Origin of the sequence: Sphingomonas canaveralia (genome assembly GCF_047238125.1) — a bacterium.
Classification (GTDB): domain Bacteria; phylum Pseudomonadota; class Alphaproteobacteria; order Sphingomonadales; family Sphingomonadaceae; genus JBDFMH01.
In genome coordinates this window covers 693,778-709,293 of record NZ_JBDFMH010000001.1, presented here as the reverse complement: position 1 = coordinate 709,293, position 15,516 = coordinate 693,778, and the positions used below count along the sequence as shown (strand labels likewise).

The window sequence follows — 15,516 nt, the reverse complement described above, 5'->3', positions numbered from 1 at the left end:
GCGTGCGGCGGTGCCCTGTTGGGCGGGGGCGCGGTGCATGTCGCTGAAAACCCACCGCGCGCGCTCTACAAGGCCAAGGAAAAGCGGGTGATCTCCAAGGTCGCCCCGCGCAGGGCTGCCAAGCGGATCGTGCGCCGTACCGTGACCACCACGACCTGCGCCCCCGGCGGAACGACAGTCGTGACGACCCCCGCACCCGGCTATGCCGCGGCGGTGCCCTATCCCGAAGCGCCGGTGCTGGGCGGCGGCGGCGCGGTGCCCGCGATCATCGGCGGATCGGGCGGCTTCGGCGGCGGTGGCTTCTTCGGCGGCGGCTTCTTCGGGGGTGGCAGCACCGGCGGCGGCGGCTTCTTCGTCGCGTCGACCTCCAGCAGCACCGGATCGACCTCCACCGGCGGTGTCTCCACCTCGACCGGCGGCGTCTCGACATCTACCGGCGGCGTGTCCACGTCGAGCGGCGTGTCAACTTCGAGCGGCGTGTCCACGTCCAGCGGCGTATCGTCCTCGACCTCGACCGGCGGCTCGTCCACGTCGACCTCGTCGGGCAATGTCAGCTCGACCTCGTCCTCGTCGGGCAATGTCAGCACCAGTTCGTCGACGTCGTCCTCGACATCCTCGTCGACCTCGTCGTCGACGAGCTCCTCCACCTCGTCGAGCACCAGCAGCTCGTCCAGCTTCGGCAGCTCGAGCAAGGGATCGAGCAGCTATGGCCCGCCGCCGCATACCGGCAGCAGCGGCGGCGAACCGCCCGCACCAGTGCCCGCGCCGCCGATGCTGCTGCTGTTCGGCGCAGCCGCGGCAGCGCTGGTCGGCGGTCGCCAGTTCGCCAAACGCGCCGTTGCGCAGCGCGAGGCCGACTAATCCGGTAACCTTTTGTTAACCATTTGCGGTGAGATTGGCGCGCGATGCGTCGTTTCGCTGCCCTTGCCCTGATCCTTGCCGTGCCCGCGCCGCTGTGTGCGGAGCTCGTGCCCGAGTTGGGTGGCGGCGAATGCGTGCCGTTCGCGCGCACCATTTCCGGCGTACAGATCTACGGCAATGCCTGGACCTGGTGGGATCAAGCGGCCGGCCGCTATGATCGCGGCCACGCGCCCCGCCCCGGAGCGGTGCTGGTGTTCCGCCCGCATGGCGGCATGAAGCTCGGCCATGTCTCGGTCGTCAGCCGGATCGTGGGCCCCCGTATCCTGATGGTAACGCACAGCAATTGGTCGCGGATCGATGGCACGCGCGGCCATGTCGAACGCGACGTGACGCTGACCGACGTGTCGGCCGCGGGCGACTGGAGCGAGGTCAAGGTCTGGTATCATGGCAACGCGGCGCTCGGCGGATCGACCTATCCCACCTACGGCTTCATCTATGGCCGCAATGCCCCCTCGCCCGCACTGAGCGGCGACGATCCTGATTATATCGGCGCGGTGATCGACGCGGTCGGCTGACCGCTCAACCGCGTGCGAACAGATAACCCGCCCACAACCAGCCCGCGATCATTGCCGCGCCGCCGATCGGCGTGACCGCGCCGAGGATCCGTGGAGCGCCCAGCGCCATCGCATAGAGGGTGAGCGCGAACAGCGCCGCGCCGCCGATCAACAGCCAGGCGGGCCCACGCATCGCCGGCTGGCCGAGCAGCGCAAGCGCGCCGACGGCGTGAACGAGCTGGTAGAGTCCGCCGGTGCGGAGCCAATCGGCCGCCTTGCCTTCCGCACCATGCGCGCCGAACGCCCCCGCCGCCACCGCGATCGCGGCCGACAGCGCCGCCGCCAGCCCCAGCATCACGCCGCCGGCTCCACGTCGCTGCCGATCGCATTGTTCGGCCTGAACATGATTTCCTTGCCCTCGCTGAGATCGCCCGACCGGCTCTGCCGTTCGAGCCGCAAGCGATCCCGCTCGCGATACTCGGCCTCGACTTCGGCGATCTCGGCCGGATTTATGCCGACTGCTTCCAGCCCCTGCCGGCCCATCACGACGGCGCTTTCGAACAGCTCGCGCGTGGTGCCGGCGAGATCCAGCCCGTCGAGCGCGATCAGGTGGCGGCGATCATAGGCGCGCACGAAGATCGCGGCCTGGCGGAACGCCTTCAGGATTGGTTCGAGTTCGGCCGGGCCCAGCGTGCGATCATCGGTGCAAAAGAAGATCGCGCGCGCATCGGCGGCGCCCGCCAGCCGCAGCAGATCGAGCCGCGTGCCATCGCCATAATAGACCTTCGCGCCGAAGCGGGCGCTGACATCGATCATCTCCGCATCGCGATCGATCAGCGTGACGGTGACGGCTTTCGCCATCAGCATCTGCGCCACGGTCTGCCCGAAGCGGCCATAGCCGACGACGATGGCAGCGGCCGGCATCGCGGCGGACGGCGGTTCGAGATCGTCGCGATCGGGGCCCGCTCCCTTGGCGTTGAAGCGGCGCGCGAACATCATCAGGAACGGCGTGGTCGCCATCGACAGCGTGACGACCGCACCGAACAGGCTGGCCGCCGCCGGATCGATCAGCTGCGCCTGTGTCGCCTGCGCGAACAGCACGAACGCGAACTCGCCGCCCTGGCTCAGCAACAGGCCGAGCGCGAAGGCGGGCCGCCAATCCACCCCGAAGGCGCGCGCGATCAGCGAGATGGTGCCTGCCTTCACGATCACCACGCTGGCCGCCAGAGCGATCACGAAGAAGGGCCGCGCGGCGACGACCTGGAGATCGAGCATCATGCCGACCGCCACGAAGAACAGGCCGAGCAGGATCGTGCGGAACGGATCGACATCGGCCTCGATCTCGTGGCGATAGGGCGAGTCGGCCAGCATCACGCCTGCCACGAACGCGCCGAGCGCGGTCGACAGATGGAGCGAGGCCATCACCGCGGCTGCCGCCAGCACGGTGAACAGGCCCGCCGCAATGAACAGCTCGCGCTCGCCCAGGCCGCCGATCAGCCGGAACAGCGGGTTGATGATGTAACGGCCCGCCAGCACCAGCCCGACGATCGCCAGCACGGTATAGATACCGAGCAGCCAGCCCGGCGGAGCGCCGGGATCGGCGGGCGCGCGGCTGAGCGCGGCGATGATCGTGATCAGCGGCACGATCGACAGATCCTGGAACAGCAGGATCGAGAAACTGCGTTCGCCGAACGGCGTATTGAGCCGACCCGACGATTGCAGCATCGGCAGCACCTGCGCGGTCGACGACAGCGCGAGCGGCAGGCCGAGTGCGATCGCCGCGGCCATGCTGAAGCCGGTGAAGGCGAAGATCACGGCCGTCAGCAGCATGCCGCAGGCGACCACCTGGGCCGTGCCGAGCCCGAAGATGTCGCGCCGCAGCCGCCACAACCGGCTGGGGTGGAGCTCAAGCCCGACCAGGAACAGCAGCAGCACGATGCCGAGTTCGGCGATGACCATCTTCGATTCCGCACCGCCGACCAGCCCCAGCCCCTGCGGACCGATGGCCGCGCCCGCGACGAGATAGCCCAGCACGGCGCCGAGCCCGAGCCTGCGGAACAGCAGCACGCAAGCCAGCGCCGCCCCCAGCATGACGACGCCATCGCGCACAAAGGCGGTGGCGCCATGTTCCATCAGCCGCGTCCTGCCGCAGCCTGAGCAGCCGCCTCGGCCACCGCCTCGAACGCCAGCCGGATCGATGCGTGGCGCGCGCGGTGCGGCCGTGCGGGCTCGAGGATGTCGAGACCTGGCCAGTCGCCGGGATCGTCGCGCTCGCCGGCCAGGAACGCCGTCAGCGCATCGCGCGCCGCCGCCAGTTCTGCGGGATCACGGCCGATCGCATGGTCGCCCATCAGTGCGGCCGAAGCCTGCCCCAGCGCGCAAGCACGGACGAGAAGGCCGAGTTCGGCCAGTCGACCGTCAGCCCCCAGCGCAACGTCGACCGTCACCCGGCTGCCGCAGATGGGCGAGCGCTTCTCGATCGTGGCGTCGGGCGCCGGGAGCCGATCCTGATGCGGGATCGCCGTGGCGAGACGCAGGATCGCCTGGTTGTAAAGCGGCGCGGACATGTTCCGCCATCTAGGGCGGCCGATCGCCTCGCGCCAGTGCCGTCCCGCGCCCGGAACAGGTTTCGCGATAGGTGAGCGGTCCTCATCTTTTTCCGCCCGGGGCTTGCCGTGGCCACTGAATCGGGTTTGAAGAGCGGCCTAATCAATGTGCGAGTCCCGCAGGCAGCGGCTTTGCGGCTTAGGTGGCGGCATAGCAAACGGGGAGGATCTGTGACGACGAGGCCGATCGCCGACGGCATCCTGACCGACGAACAGCCGCCGCGCCTGATCGGTGGGCGGGATCGGGAAACGGGCCGGATCGTGTTCCCGATGCCCGAAGGTCATGAGGGCGAGCGCTTCGAACCCGTGCCGCTGGGCCGGGACGGCACGATCTGGTCTTGGACCGTGCAGCGCTTCGCGCCCAAATCGCCGCCCTATGCCGGACCGCAACCGTTCGAACCGTTCGCGCTGGCCTATGTCGAACTGCCGGGAGAAGTGATCGTGGAGAGCCGATTGACCGGCGTCGATTTCGCCGCGCTCGCCTGCGGACAGCCCGTGCGGCTGACGACGATCCCGTTCGCCACCGCCGCCGACGGCGCGACGCTGACCACCTACGCGTTCGAGCCCGCACGATGAGCAAGGCTTGCATCGTCGGTATCGGCATCCACCCGTTCGGTCGCAGCGACGGCATGACAGGCCTCGACATGGGCGTGGCGGCGGTGCGCAGCGCGCTGGCCGACGCCGGCATCGAATGGCCGCAGATCCAATTCGCCTATGGCGGATCGGATTCGGCCGGCAATGCCGATACGATGGTGGCGCGGCTTGGCCTGTCGGGCGTGCAGTTCATCAACGTGAAGAATGGCTGCGCCACCGGCGGGTCGGCGCTGTTCGGCGCGACCAGCACGATCGGATCGGGCGAGTTCGATCTCGGACTGGCAGTCGGGTTCGACAAGCATCCGCGCGGCGCGTTCGACCCGAAGCCTGCCGAGTGGGGCCTGCCCGAATGGTATGGCGAAACCGGGCTGATGCTGACCACCCAGTTCTTCGCGACCAAGATCCAGCGCTACATGCACCAGCATGGCATCACGCCGCTCACGCTGGGCCGGGTCGCCGAGAAGAGCTTCGAAAATGGCGCGCTGGCCGATCATGCGTGGCGGCGTACGCCGGTCGATCTCGAGACGATCCTGAATTCGCAGATGGTGAGCGATCCGCTGACCAAATATATGTTTTGTTCGCCGGCCGAAGGCGCGGTGGCGCTGGTCCTGGCCTCCGAAGCGCGCGCGAAGGCGATGGGCGTGCCGATCATCCGGCTGGAAGCAGCAGCGATGCGCACGCGCCCGCCGGGGTCGTTCGAGGTGTTCGCTCCGTCGATCGACATCGGCGGCGGCACCGCGACCGCGACCCGCGTCGCCAGCAAGGCCGCCTTCGAGGCGGCGGGAATCGACCCGGGTGACGTCGACGTCGCCCAGATTCAGGATACCGAGGCTGGCGCCGAGATCATGCATATGGCCGAGAACGGCTTCTGCGCCGATGGCGAGCAGGAGCAGTGGCTGGCCGAGGGCCGCACCCGCATCGGCGGCGCGCTGCCGATCAACACCGATGGCGGCTGCATCGCCTGTGGCGAGCCGATCGGCGCATCCGGCCTGCGCCAAGTATACGAGAATGTCGTCCAGCTGCGCGGCACCGGCGGCGCGCGGCAGGTGCCGGGCGATCCGAAGATCGGCTACACCCATGTCTATGGCGCCCCGGGCGTCTCCGCCGTCACCATCCTGTCACGCTGAGGATCTGTCATGCAATTGAGCCGCGAAGAGCTTCTGGGCGCTTACCGGCGGATGGCCACCATCCGCCAGTTCGAGGAGCGCCTGCACGAGGAGATCGCCAAGGGCGAGATCGCCGGCTTCACCCATCTCTATTGCGGGCAGGAAGCGGCCGCCGTGGGCGTGTGCGACCATCTCGATGACGACGACTTCATCGTCTCCACCCATCGCGGCCATGGTCACTGCCTGGCCAAGGGCGTGGACGTGAAGCCAATGATGGCGGAGATCTACGGGCGCGCGACCGGCACCTGCAAGGGCAAGGGCGGATCGATGCACATCGCCGATATCGACAAGGGCATGCTGGGCGCCAACGGCATCGTCGGCGCGGGCGCGCCGCAGGCGCTGGGCGCGGCGCTTGCCGCCAAGGCCAACGGCAAGGGCAAGATCGGCCTGTCTTTCTCGGGCGACGGTGCCTGCAACCAGGGCACCACGTTCGAAGCGATGAACATGGCGGTCGTCACCAAGGCGCCGGTCGTGTTCGTGTTCGAGAACAACCATTATTCCGAGCATACCGGCCCGTCCTATGCCACCGCTACCGCGACCGATATCGCCGGCCGCGCAGAAGCGTTCGGCATGAAGGCGTGGCGCGCCAATGGCTGCGACTATTTCGCCACTTACGAAACGATGCGCGAGGTGCTTGAATATGTCCGGGCGGGCAACGGCCCGGCCGCGGTCGAGCTGGATACCGAGCGCTTCTACGGCCATTTCGAGGGCGATCCGCAGCGCTATCGCGGGCCGGGCGAACTCGATCGGATCCGGGCCGAGCGCGATTGCCTGAAGGCGTTCCGGCAGCGCGTGACCGAGGCGAGCCTGCTGGAAGGCGGCGACCTCGATGCGATCGATGCCGAAGTGAATACGCTGATCGACCAGGCGGTCGACGAAGCGCGCGCCGCGCCGGCACCGGGCCCGGAAGCGGTGCTCGAAGACGTCTACATCTCCTACTGATCGGAAAGCAGACCCATGGCTCGAATGATGATCCGCGAAGCGATCCTGGAGACGATCCGGTCGGAAATGCGGCGTGACGAAAATGTGATGATGCTGGGCGAGGATCTGGTTGGCGGCATGGGCACCGCCGGCGGCCCGGAGGCGATCGGCGGCATCTGGAGCACCTCGACCGGTCTCTGGGAGGAGTTCGGATCGAACCGCATCATCGACACCCCAATTTCGGAAAGCGCGATCATCGGATCGGCGGCCGGCGCGGCACTGGCGGGCAAGCGCCCGATCGCGGAACTGATGTTCGCCGATTTCGTCGGCGTCTGCATGGATCAGATCTGGAACCAGATCGCCAAGTTTCGCTACATGTTCGGCGGGCGCACCAAGTGCCCGGTGGTGATCCGGCTGATCTACGGCGCCGGTTTCAACGCCGCCCCGCAGCACAGCCAGGCGGTCTATTCGATGATGACCTCGATGCCCGGCCTGAAGGTCGTGATGCCGTCGACCGCGGCCGATGCGAAGGGCCTGCTGACCCAGGCGATCCGCGACGACGATCCCGTGCTCTTCTTCGAGCACAAGGCGCTCTACGGCATGAAGGGCGAAGTGCCGGACGGCGATTATCTGATCCCGTTCGGCCATGCCCGCCAGGTGCGCGCGGGCGAGCATGTGACGATCGTGACGATGGGCATGATGGTCGGCGTCTGCGAGCGCGCGGCCGACAAGCTGGCCGAGGAAGGCATCAGCTGTGACGTGATCGACGTGCGCACGACGAGCCCGCTGGACGAGGAAGCCATCCTCGATTCGGTCGAGCTGACCGGCCGGCTGGTGGTGGTGGAGGAAAGCCCGCCACGCTGCTCGGTCGCGGCCGACATCTGCGCGATGGTGGCGCGCAAGGGCTTCGCCGCGCTGAAGGCGCCGCCGATGATGGTGACGCCGCCGCATTCGCCGGTGCCGTTCGCGCGCGAACTGGAAAGCGCCTATCTGCCGTCGCCGCCCAAGGTGATCGACGCGGTCCGTTCCGTGCTGGCGTATCGCTGATGGCCGCGCTCAAGCCGTTCGCCATGCCCAAATGGGGCATCGAGATGACCGAAGGCACCATCGCCGAATGGATGGTGGCCGAAGGCGCGCCCTTTACCAAGGGCACCGTGCTGACACTGATCGAGACCGACAAGATCACCAACGAGGTCGAGGCCGAGGAGCCGGGCACTTTCGTGAAGATCGTGGCGCAGGCCGGCGAGACGCTGCCGGTCGGGGCGCTGCTGGCGGTGCTTTCGGATGGTCCCGCGACCGCCGAGGAGATCGACGCGTTCCTGGCCAACTTTAAGCCGGCCGACGCGCTGGGATCGGCCGGGCGTGACGATCGCGCGCCGGCACCCTCCGCCCCCCCTGCCCCGGCCGCTGCGGAACCGGCTCCCGCCCCCGCTCCGGCCAAGCCGGCGATTCCCGATGATGCGCTGATCAGCCCGGCCGCGCGCAAGCTGGCCGAGGAGCGCGGCATCGACATTTCGGGCATCAACGGCAGCGGCAAGGATGGCCGCATCAGCCTGCAGGATGTCGATCAGGCGGGCCGTCCGCCGGCCGGCGGCTATGGCGGCGCGCCGATCTCGATCGCAGTCGACGAGGCCGGCTACGAACAGGCCTTCGCCTCGCCGCTCGCAAAGCGGCTGGCCAAGCAGCACGGCATCGATCTGGCTGGGATCAGCGGCACCGGGCCGCGGGGCCGGATCTCGAAGGGTGACGTGCTGGCGAAGGTGCCCGCCCCTGCCCCGGCATCCACGCCGACGGCATCGGGCAGCGTGTCCACCACCGTGGATGCGCCGCGTCCGGACGCGCAGGTCGTGCCGATGGATAAGATCCGCAAGATCATCGCCCGCCGCCTGACCGAGGCCAAGCAGACGGTGCCGCATTTCTATCTGCGGATGGAAGCGCGCGTGGATGCGCTGGTGGCGCTGCGCCAGCAGGCTAACCTGTTCCTGGGCGCCAAGGTCTCGCTGAACGATTTCATCGTCCGTGCGGTCGCGCTGGCGCTGATCGAGGAGCCGGATTGCAACGTGCAGGTGCACGGCGATACCATCCACCGCTTCGCCTATGCCGACGTCGCGGTGGCGGTGGCCAGCGACAAGGGATTGGTGACGCCGATCGTGCGCAATGCCGAGGCGCTGCTGCCGCAGCAGATCGCCGAACGCACGAAGGCGCTGATCGCCAAGGCGCAGGCCGGACGACTGGGCTTCGAGGATATGGACGGCGGCAGCTTCACCGTCTCAAACCTCGGCATGTTCGGGATCGACGGCTTCGACGCGATCATCAATCCGCCGCAGGGGGCGATCCTGGCGGTGGGCAATACGCGCCGCGTGTTCGCCGAGCAGGCGGACGGATCGGGCGCGTTCGAAAGCCGCATGGGCTTCACCCTGTCATGCGATCACCGCGCGATCGATGGGGCAGTCGGTGCGAAATTCCTCGCGGCGCTGAAGCGGCTGATCGAAGCGCCGGAAGCGCTGTTCGCGCGATAAGCGGGACCGTCGTCATCCCGATGAAAGTCAGGATCCAGAGCCGCCAGCGATGCGCATCTGGATCCTGACTTTCGTCAGGATGACGGACCGAAGCTAAGCGGCGACCTTGCCCGCCGCCACTGCGCGGTGAACCAGCGCGTGATCGAAGTAGAAGGGTTTGATCTCGGCGACCTTACCGTCGCGGAAACGCGTTCCCTCGGCCAGGGGGATGCGGAACTCGCCGTCGGCATCGCTGGCGATCATCTCGACGATGACGATCACCCAATCGCCACCCGCAGTCATCTGGATCAGGTCCAGCCCCTGAACGGGCATCATGCCCATCACCTTGCGGTAGAGCTGCTCCAGCCCGTCCTTGCCCGAATAGACGCCTTCATAGGGCAGGCCCGGCGCCTCTGTGGCGAAGAAATCGTCGGTCAGCATCTCGCGCACAGCGGGCCAGTCGCCGGCCGCGCTCAGCGCATAGAGCTTCTCGGTCTCCTTCAGATTGCGCTCTTCCTGGGTCATTCGATCCTCCATCCTGTCAGCGCCACGCTCCCGCGTCATAGGCCGCGACGCACCTAGCCTTTGCATCAGCCGGCCGCGCCTCTAAGCCGGTCCGCGGGCAACAGGGGAGTGAAGGATGCTGCGAACGGCTTGGATTGCAGCGGCGCTGTGCGCGCTGGTCTCCGCCCCGATCGCCGCTGCCGAGATGCAGCGCACGCCGGACCGGCGCGCGGACGAAGGCGGCGGCCCCTATCCCCGGCTGGTGATCCGCGGCGCGACCGTGATCGAGGGCAATGGCGGGCCGCCGCGCGGGCCGGTCGATATCGTGATCGAGGGCAATCGCATCGCCGCGGTCCGTTCCGCCGGCACGCCGGGCCTGCCGCTGGAGAAGGATCGGCCACCTGCCGGCGCGGACCGCGAGATCGACGCGACATGTACGTGCTGCCCGGCTTCGTCGACGTCCATGGCCATAATGGCGATGCCGACAAGGCACCTAACCCCGAATATGGCTACAAGCTGTGGTTGGCGCATGGCGTGACGAGCGTGCGCGGCGTCTCGTTCGATTTCGGGGGTTGGCCGCGCACGCGCGACGATCGTGCGCGATCGGCCGCCAATCGGATCGTGGCACCGCGCATGTTCCCTTACCTGACGCTGGGTGACGGCTGGACGAATGGCCGCGTCGACAGCCCGGCCAAGGCACGCGAATGGGTGCGCTGGGCGAAGGGCGCGGGCGTAGACGGCATCAAGTTCTTCAATCGCGATGGGGAGACACCGGCGATCATCGCCGCCGCGATCGAAGAGGCGAAGCTGGCCGGGCTCGGCACGGTCGCGCATCTCGCCCAGCCGGGACTGGCCGAACTCAACGGTCGCCAGGCAGGCGCGCTGGGCCTGGGCACGATCACCCATTTCTACGGGCATCTCGATTCGTTGCTGAAGGACAGCCGGACACAGGCCTATCCGCCGGGTTATAATTTCAACAACGAGCAGGATCGCTTCGCCGAGGTCGCCAGCATCGCCGACCATATCGTGACACCCGGCAGCCCCGAATGGCAGGATTATTTGTCCGCGCAGCTGGAGGCGGGGGTCGCATTCGATCCGACCTTCAACATCTATTCCGCGTCGCGCGATCTGATGCGGGCACGCAATGCGGACTGGCAGGCGGACTATACGTTGCCGTCGATGTGGGATTATTTCCAGTCGAGCCGCGTCAACCACGGCAGCTACTTCTTCGACTGGACGACGGCCAACGAAGTGGCTTGGAAGCGCTTCTACCAGCCGTTCATGCGACTGGTGAATGATTACAAGAATATGGGCGGGCGGGTGACGACCGGCTCCGATCCCGGCTTCATCTTCCAGATCTGGGGCTTCGCCTATATCCAGGAATTGGAGATGCTGCAGGAAGCGGGCTTCCATCCGCTGGAAGTGATCAGCGCTGCCACCATCAACGGCGCGCGTACCATCTACGATCCAAAGAAGCAGGAGCCGCCATTCGGGCTGGTGCGGGCCGGAATGCTGGCCGATCTGGTGATCGTGCCCGAAAATCCACTGGCCAACCTCAAGACTCTGTACGGCACGGGCCACCTGCGGCTCAACCCGCAGACCGACAAACTGGAACGTGTCGGCGGGGTGAAATGGACCATCAAGGACGGCGTGGTCTATGATGCGCAGGCGCTGCTGGCGGACGTGCGCCGGATGGTAGCCGAGCAGAAGGCCGCGCGGCGCTGATCGCGCGCATTCCGGGCTGGCCGGGATGCGCGCGAGCCGGCCTCAGAGCTGGCGGTGCAGGTTACGGAAGGTGCGGCTCTTGAACTGCCACTTGCCGTCGCGCTTCACGCAGACGTCCTCATAGACGCCACGATCACGCTTGGTGACGCCTTCCTGGTCATAGACTTCGGACGTGTAGGACCGCATCTTCGCGGTATCGCCGTCGATCTCGATCGAACCGGGGTTGGCCACGAAGATCACCCCCGGAAAATGCTTCATCGCCTCCACCCAGAGCGCGACGATATTGTCGCGGCCGGTGGTGGTCGGGAACTGGGGATAGTCGGGCATGCTCCACACCGCATCCTCGGCCCAGGTCGCGCCCCAGGCTTCGGGATCGACGCGCACGACTGCATCGGCATAGCTTTCGATCAACTCGCGGATGGCGAGGCGGTCCTCGATCGGTCCGGTGAACGGCATATCCTTCTCCTTGGTTGCTTGTCGCTTGGCAGGCTAGCCCGGCCGCACCCGGCGCGAAGCTGCGGAAAAGGCGAGCGGGGATCAGGTGCGCGGGCGCACCGGCAGATGTTCGAACCCCGGTGCCTCGTCCGGCACGGCAACCTCGATCCAGCCGCCTTCCTCGCGCGTCTCGAACACCATCAGCGGCTTGTAGGCGCCACCGATACACTTGCCCGATGCCAGTTCGAACCGCGCGCCGTGCAGCGGGCACATCACCGATCCGCGGCGAATGCGGCCGGTAGAAAGTTCGGAAGCGGCGTGGGTGCAGCGATCGATCGTGGCATGAAGCCTGCCCTCGGCGCGCGCCAGCATCACCGGCCAGCTGTTGACGATCAAGCCGGTTGCGCTGCCATCGGCCAGGGCATCGGCTTCTACCGCGCGGTGGAAACTATTCGCCATCGATCCTCTCGTCCTCGCTTCGTCAGCACTTGTCCAACCGCGCCCGGCGCTTCAATGAAGCGAAAGGATAGGTGCGGCGGCCATGCTTTGCGGTCAAGCACCGCATGACGCTGCGGAAAGCAGGGCGAGAGGAGAGCCGATGGCGACTGTGCTCGACCGACCGATCGACGCTGGCATGCTTGCCGCGCGCAGTGCTATCGCCACCAATCTGGCGCGCCACAGCCGCGGGGTCGACCGCAACGACCTTGACCTGCTGACATCCGCCTACGCGCCCGATGCCACTGTGGCCTACGGCATGTTCGAAGGCGCGGCGCGGGATTTCGCCGGCTTCCTGACCGGCGCCATGGAAGGCGCGCCGACGACGTTGCATCGTACCGCCAACATGATGATCCTGGTCGATGGCGACCATGCGCGTTCGGAATCCTATGTGATCGCCTATACCCGCACCCCCGACGAGCATGGCCCCGGCCAGCAACGGATGATCGGCGGCCGCTATCTCGACCGGCATGTACGGCACGACGGGGCATGGCGGATCGCGCACCGCACTTATGTGATGGACTGGAACATGAACGCGCCCAGCAACGAGCCGGCCCGGCTCGCCGCAGCGCTCGGCGGGCAGCGTGAGGGCGATCCGTCGCACGGCCTGTTCCGCAACCGGTCCGCAGACGACAGCCAGGGAGGACAGCGGATGGACGCGGTCGAGGAAGCCATCACCAAGCAGGCGCTGCACGATCTGCTGGTGACCTATGCGCGCGGCGCGGACCGCGGGGATGCGGCTCTGATGCAATCCGCCTTTCACCCGGATGCGGACGTGATCACCGGCGTGCTCGATGCCAAGGCGCCGGAATTCGCGCGCGACATCGTGGCGATGGTGCGTGCCAACCTGAAAAGCTGCTTCCACAGCGTGAACAACGAATATTTCGAGATCGAAGGCGACCGTGCGGTGGGCGAAGCCTATGTGATCGCGCATACGCTGTCGCTGGGCGACGCGCCGGAAGAGACTTTGGTCGGCGGCCGCTATCTCGATCGGTTCGAGAAACGCGACGGGCGCTGGGCAATTTCGGAGCGGCGTTTCATCTCGGACTGGAGCATGAGCCGCTCGGCGACGATGGAAACCGATGGCATGTACGAAAGCCTGACGACGCTCGGGGGCTGGTCGCCCGAGGATCCGTCAATCGGCTTTTTCAAGGACTGACATTCGAACGGAGGACTGACGATGGCGACGATCGTGATCACGGGTGCCAACCGCGGCATCGGGCTGGCGCTGACCCGCCACTATGTCGAAGCGGGCGATCAGGTAATCGCGCTCTGCCGGTCGCCCGACAGCGCTACTGAGCTGAACGCGCTGGCGGACGAGAGCGGCAAGGTGACGGTCGGCCAGATCGACATCGGCGACCAGGCTTCGATCGAGGCGGCCGCGAAGCAGGTCAGCGGGCCGGTCGACGTGCTGATCAACAATGCCGGCATCCTCGCGGGCGAAGATCAATCGATCGAAGGCATCAACATCGACGAATGGATGAATGCGTTCAAGGTGATGGCGATCGGCCCCTTCCTTGTCACGCGCGCCTTCCTTCCGCAGCTGGAACAGGCGAAGGGCAAGGTCGCGATCACATCGAGCCAACTGGCGGCGTCGACCTGGCCCTATGGCGGCTATTACGCCTACGGCAGCTCGAAGGCGGCAAGCACGCGCATCGCTCAGATCCTGGCGATCGACCTGAAGGACAAGGGCATCAGCACCGTCGTGCTGCACCCCGGCTATGTGCAGACCGACATGGGCGGCGCCAATGCCGACATCACGCCGGAGGAAAGCGCCAGCGGCATCGCCGACGTGATCGCCAAGCTTTCGCCCGAGCAGAGCGGCAGTTTCATGAAGTGGAACGGCGAGCAGCATCCGCTGTAAGGGGGGGCGTTCGCTGCTTCTTCGAGACATGCTTTCCACCTGAACCGTTCGCAGTGAGCCCGTCGAAGTGCCGCGCTTCGACAGGCTCATCACGAACGAAACTAAGGAAAGATTGGAGCTTGTGGCTCGCGCCGTGCCTCAGGCAGCCAGCTGCACGTAGCGGGCAAGTTCGGCTTCGGGATCGCCAAAGAGATTGGCGAGCAGCAGGATGCGTTTGTGGCCGTGCCCGATCGGCAGTTCCTCGGTCACGCCCATGCCGCCGTGCAGCTGGATGCAGTCCTCTCCCAGCAGCACCGCATTCTCGCTGACGAAAGCCTTTGCGCCTGCGATCGCCAGCGATCGCCCGCCGTCGTCCGACGCCAGCGCAGCGCGCAGCAGATGCGATCGCGACTGTTCGAGCCGGACATAGAGTTGGGCCATTCGGTGCTGGATCGCCTGGAAGCTGCCGATCGGCTGGCCGAACTGCTTGCGGGTGCGGACATGCTCGATCGTGGCGTTCAGCAGCATATCCATGATGCCGACCATTTCGGCGCAGGCGGCTATGCGGGCCTCGTCGAACGTGTCGGCCAGCGCCGCGGCAGCCTCGCCCGGCAGCCGATCGGCGGCGGCAACGCCGTGCAGCCGCAGCTCGCAGGCGACTGATCCGTCGGTCAACCGATAGTCGCGGCGCTCCAGCCCGCGGGCATCCGACGGCACGATCCAGACACCGATACCGGACGGATCGGCCACGCCGCCGGCCTCGCGCGCGGTGACGAGGAAGGCATCCACGCCGGCCCCGGCCAACACGAAGGTCTTGCTGCCGTTCAGCACGCCATCGCGCGCTTCGGTCGCGACATAGTTGGGGTTATAGCGCGCGCGCTGTTCGGCATGGGCCAGCGCCAGCCGCGCCTCGCCTGCGATGATCCGCCCGATCCACGCCGCGCGCTGGGCATCGCTGCCGGCGCGTTCCAGCAGCCTTGCCGCCATCAGCAGATCGCTGAGCCAGGGTTCGCCGACCAGGCCGCGGCCCAGCTCCTCGGCGACGGTGATGGTGTCGATGATGCCATTGCCGATCCCACCCAGATCTTCGGAGAACGGGAGGCCTAGCAAGCCCAGCTCGGCCAGCATCGCCCAATTCTCGGCTGCGAACCCTTCCGGCGAGCGGCGATAGCGGGCGCGCTTGTCGATGTCGTAGCGGTCCGCGGCGAAGCGGGCGACGAGGTCGCGCAGCATCAGCTGCTGGTCGTCGAGATCGAAATTCACGGCACTGCCCCCGATCGCTGCACTCTACCAGATATCCGCCGCCAGCGCGCG

18 protein-coding genes are annotated in these 15,516 nt (G+C 67.0%); 10 read left to right on the top strand and 8 right to left on the bottom strand.

Translation table 11 applies throughout. The annotated features are described in order from the left end of the window. Nucleotides 1-218: 218 nt before the first annotated feature. Nucleotides 219-692 (bottom strand): hypothetical protein, encoded by a 474-nt coding sequence (locus ABC347_RS03470; protein WP_413244351.1) that lies wholly within the window; start codon nt 690-692, stop codon nt 219-221. Nucleotides 693-905: 213 nt separating this feature from the next. Here ABC347_RS03470 and ABC347_RS03465 point away from each other — a divergent pair, with 213 nt between their 5' ends. Beyond that, nucleotides 906-1,436: a CHAP domain-containing protein gene (locus tag ABC347_RS03465; RefSeq protein WP_413244350.1), complete on the top strand. Its 531-nt coding sequence runs from the start codon at nt 906-908 to the stop codon at nt 1,434-1,436. A gap of 4 nt (nt 1,437-1,440) precedes the next feature. On the opposite strand, the gene ABC347_RS03460 is transcribed toward ABC347_RS03465, so the two are convergent. The 3 genes from ABC347_RS03460 to ABC347_RS03450 are packed head-to-tail and all read right to left on the bottom strand — an operon-like array spanning nt 1,441 to nt 3,982. After that, the gene (locus ABC347_RS03460) at nt 1,441-1,770 is read right to left on the bottom strand and encodes a DUF423 domain-containing protein (RefSeq protein ID WP_413246989.1); all 330 of its coding nucleotides are present in this window, start codon (nt 1,768-1,770) and stop codon (nt 1,441-1,443) included. Next, a complete protein-coding gene (locus ABC347_RS03455) occupies nt 1,770-3,548 on the bottom strand; it encodes a cation:proton antiporter domain-containing protein (protein WP_413244349.1) in 1,779 nt (592 codons plus the stop codon). Before ABC347_RS03455 ends, ABC347_RS03460 begins: the two co-directional genes overlap by 1 nt. Next, nucleotides 3,548-3,982: an iron-sulfur cluster assembly scaffold protein gene (locus ABC347_RS03450; RefSeq protein WP_413244348.1), complete on the bottom strand. Its 435-nt coding sequence runs from the start codon at nt 3,980-3,982 to the stop codon at nt 3,548-3,550. The genes ABC347_RS03455 and ABC347_RS03450 overlap by 1 nt, the downstream gene beginning before the upstream one ends. A gap of 210 nt (nt 3,983-4,192) precedes the next feature. Between ABC347_RS03450 and ABC347_RS03445 the strand changes: the two genes are divergently transcribed. Genes ABC347_RS03445 through ABC347_RS03425 form a run of 5 tightly spaced genes read left to right on the top strand, consistent with a single transcriptional unit; the run spans nt 4,193 to nt 9,221 of the window. Further along, nucleotides 4,193-4,597, top strand: coding sequence for a Zn-ribbon domain-containing OB-fold protein (locus tag ABC347_RS03445; protein WP_413244347.1), 405 nt, complete (start codon nt 4,193-4,195; stop codon nt 4,595-4,597). After that, nucleotides 4,594-5,742: a thiolase family protein gene (locus ABC347_RS03440; protein WP_413244346.1), complete on the top strand. Its 1,149-nt coding sequence runs from the start codon at nt 4,594-4,596 to the stop codon at nt 5,740-5,742. The genes ABC347_RS03445 and ABC347_RS03440 overlap by 4 nt, the downstream gene beginning before the upstream one ends. Nucleotides 5,743-5,751: 9 nt before the next feature. Beyond that, complete coding sequence (locus ABC347_RS03435; protein ID WP_413244345.1) at nt 5,752-6,723, top strand: thiamine pyrophosphate-dependent dehydrogenase E1 component subunit alpha; 972 nt, start codon at nt 5,752-5,754, stop codon at nt 6,721-6,723. 15 nt (nt 6,724-6,738) lie between these two features. Further along, the gene (locus ABC347_RS03430) at nt 6,739-7,749 is read left to right on the top strand and encodes an alpha-ketoacid dehydrogenase subunit beta (protein ID WP_413244344.1); all 1,011 of its coding nucleotides are present in this window, start codon (nt 6,739-6,741) and stop codon (nt 7,747-7,749) included. Then, nucleotides 7,749-9,221: a dihydrolipoamide acetyltransferase family protein gene (locus ABC347_RS03425; protein WP_413244343.1), complete on the top strand. Its 1,473-nt coding sequence runs from the start codon at nt 7,749-7,751 to the stop codon at nt 9,219-9,221. The genes ABC347_RS03430 and ABC347_RS03425 overlap by 1 nt, the downstream gene beginning before the upstream one ends. Nucleotides 9,222-9,314: 93 nt before the next feature. On the opposite strand, the gene ABC347_RS03420 is transcribed toward ABC347_RS03425, so the two are convergent. Further along, the gene (locus ABC347_RS03420) at nt 9,315-9,725 is read right to left on the bottom strand and encodes a nuclear transport factor 2 family protein (protein WP_413244342.1); all 411 of its coding nucleotides are present in this window, start codon (nt 9,723-9,725) and stop codon (nt 9,315-9,317) included. 115 nt (nt 9,726-9,840) lie between these two features. Between ABC347_RS03420 and ABC347_RS03415 the strand changes: the two genes are divergently transcribed. After that, nucleotides 9,841-10,242 carry a hypothetical protein gene (locus tag ABC347_RS03415; protein ID WP_413244341.1) on the top strand — a complete coding sequence of 134 codons (402 nt, stop codon included), beginning with the start codon at nt 9,841-9,843 and terminating at the stop codon, nt 10,240-10,242. Further along, nucleotides 10,137-11,429 (top strand): amidohydrolase family protein, encoded by a 1,293-nt coding sequence (locus ABC347_RS03410; protein WP_413244340.1) that lies wholly within the window; start codon nt 10,137-10,139, stop codon nt 11,427-11,429. Before ABC347_RS03415 ends, ABC347_RS03410 begins: the two co-directional genes overlap by 106 nt. Nucleotides 11,430-11,471: 42 nt before the next feature. Here ABC347_RS03410 and ABC347_RS03405 read toward each other — a convergent pair whose 3' ends face one another. Both ABC347_RS03405 and ABC347_RS03400 read right to left on the bottom strand, forming a co-directional pair. Further along, nucleotides 11,472-11,885 (bottom strand): nuclear transport factor 2 family protein, encoded by a 414-nt coding sequence (locus ABC347_RS03405; protein WP_413244339.1) that lies wholly within the window; start codon nt 11,883-11,885, stop codon nt 11,472-11,474. Nucleotides 11,886-11,966: 81 nt separating this feature from the next. Further along, the gene (locus tag ABC347_RS03400; protein ID WP_413244338.1) at nt 11,967-12,323 is read right to left on the bottom strand and encodes a Rieske (2Fe-2S) protein; all 357 of its coding nucleotides are present in this window, start codon (nt 12,321-12,323) and stop codon (nt 11,967-11,969) included. Nucleotides 12,324-12,462: 139 nt separating this feature from the next. On the opposite strand from ABC347_RS03400, the gene ABC347_RS03395 reads away from it, so the two are divergent. Both ABC347_RS03395 and ABC347_RS03390 read left to right on the top strand, forming a co-directional pair. Beyond that, the gene (locus ABC347_RS03395; RefSeq protein WP_413244337.1) at nt 12,463-13,518 is read left to right on the top strand and encodes a nuclear transport factor 2 family protein; all 1,056 of its coding nucleotides are present in this window, start codon (nt 12,463-12,465) and stop codon (nt 13,516-13,518) included. A 21-nt stretch (nt 13,519-13,539) separates the two neighbouring features. Beyond that, the gene (locus tag ABC347_RS03390; RefSeq protein WP_413244336.1) at nt 13,540-14,223 is read left to right on the top strand and encodes an SDR family oxidoreductase; all 684 of its coding nucleotides are present in this window, start codon (nt 13,540-13,542) and stop codon (nt 14,221-14,223) included. A 138-nt stretch (nt 14,224-14,361) separates the two neighbouring features. Here the strand turns inward: ABC347_RS03390 and ABC347_RS03385 are convergent, their stop codons facing one another. Next, on the bottom strand, nt 14,362-15,465 hold the full coding sequence (locus tag ABC347_RS03385) for an acyl-CoA dehydrogenase family protein (RefSeq protein ID WP_413244335.1): 1,104 nt from the start codon (nt 15,463-15,465) through the stop codon (nt 14,362-14,364). Between the last annotated feature and the right edge of the window lie 51 nt (nt 15,466-15,516).